General features: G+C 57.6%; 1 protein-coding gene and 1 pseudogene. Both read left to right on the forward strand.

Features of this window, described 5'->3' with window-relative positions; translation table 11 throughout:
• Positions 1–946: prenyltransferase/squalene oxidase repeat-containing protein (locus tag H5U08_RS18415; RefSeq protein ID WP_297036506.1), on the forward strand; the 946-nt coding region annotated here is incomplete at its 5' end.
• A 117-nt stretch (positions 947–1,063) separates the two neighbouring features.
• A pseudogene (locus H5U08_RS18420) lies at positions 1,064–1,539 on the forward strand (glucose-6-phosphate dehydrogenase); the annotation flags it as partial.

Here is a 1,539-nt window from a genome sequence, read left to right on the forward strand (position 1 = left end):
AAATCCGGAAGCCGCCACAGCGATGGCCCTCCTCGCGTTTCAGGGGGCCGGCATCACACATAAACGGGGCAAGTTCCGCGAAAACGTGGCCCGAGGCTGGGATTGGCTCCTTCAACAACAGGACGCCGACGGAAACTTCTTCCACGAAGGGGCGTTCAACCACCGCTTTTATACCCAGGGCCAGTGCACCATTGCCCTCTGCGAAATTTACGGGATGACGCGTGATGACCGATTTCGGGAGCCGGCGCTTCGCGCGGTCGATTATCTCATCCGCTCCCAAAGCTCGGAAGGCGGCTGGCGGTACAGTCCTAACGCGGATAGTGACGTCTCTGTCACCGGTTGGATCGTCATGGCTTTGCAAAGTGCTCGAATGGCTGGCCTGGAAGTCCCTGCCGACGTCTTCCGCAAAGTCACGCGGTTTCTCGATCGGATCGGCCTCGAAGGCGGAAGCAAATATCCCTATCAGAAAGGGCGCGAGGCCACTTTGGCCATGACGGCCGAGGCCCTGCTCATGCGTCAGTTTCTCGGTTGGTCACGCGATGATGATCGCCTCATCAAGGGCGTGAACTGGATCACGGAGCCTGCCAACCTCATCAATTTCGAAAGAGACCGGGACGTTTATTACTGGTACTACGCCACCCAGGTTTGTCATCACATGGAGGGCGATTACTGGAAGAAATGGAATTCGGTCATGCGGCAGCTCCTCCCGGAAAACCAGGTGAAAACCGGGCGCGAAGCCGGCAGTTGGGACCCCATCAAACCGTCGCGTGACGCCTGGGCCAATGAAGGGGGACGCCTGTATGTCACCTGCCTTTCTATTTACTGCCTCGAGGTGTATTACCGCCATCTCCCGCTCTATTCGTCCGGTGCCCTCCGGTTGATTTCCAGCACCTCCCCTTCTCCACCGGCTGCAGCGCCGTCGCCCCCCGCCCCTCTCACTCAGTAAAATGGCACTGTTATTGGTTGGTCGTGGCATCTTGCACGGGATCATCCTGGACGAGTCCCTGCACGAAGATATAACTACCTCGCCAAGCACAGAATCAGAACACGGAGAGTGCCAGCGATGATCAATACGATTGTTATTTTCGGGGCGTCAGGTGATCTGACCCGGCGAAAGCTGATCCCTGCGCTGTACGAACTCCATCGGAAAAAGCGACTGCCGGGCGAACTCCTCATCGTGGGCATGGCCCGGACGGAGTATTCCCACGACCAGTGGCGAGAGATTCTCAAAGAAGCGTGCATGGCGCAGGTGGGCAAACATTTCGACCCGAGCCTGTGGGAAGAGTTCGCCAAAAACATCTATTACCACCCGGGAGATGTTAGTCGCGCGGAGTGTTTTCCCGAATTAGACAAATTCGTCTCCGAGCTGGAAAACCACCAGCCATCGACGCGGATTTATTATCTGGCGTTGGCGCCGGAGTTTTACGAATGCACGATAGCCCATTTGGGAGCGGCCGGGATGGCCAGCGAATCCTCAGGGCCGCGGCGAATCGTGGTGGAAAAGCCTTTCGGACGCGATCGCGAATCGGCCCGGCAATT

It is taken from the genome of Thermogutta sp. (genome assembly GCF_014359955.1).
Lineage (GTDB): Bacteria > Planctomycetota > Planctomycetia > Pirellulales > Thermoguttaceae > Thermogutta.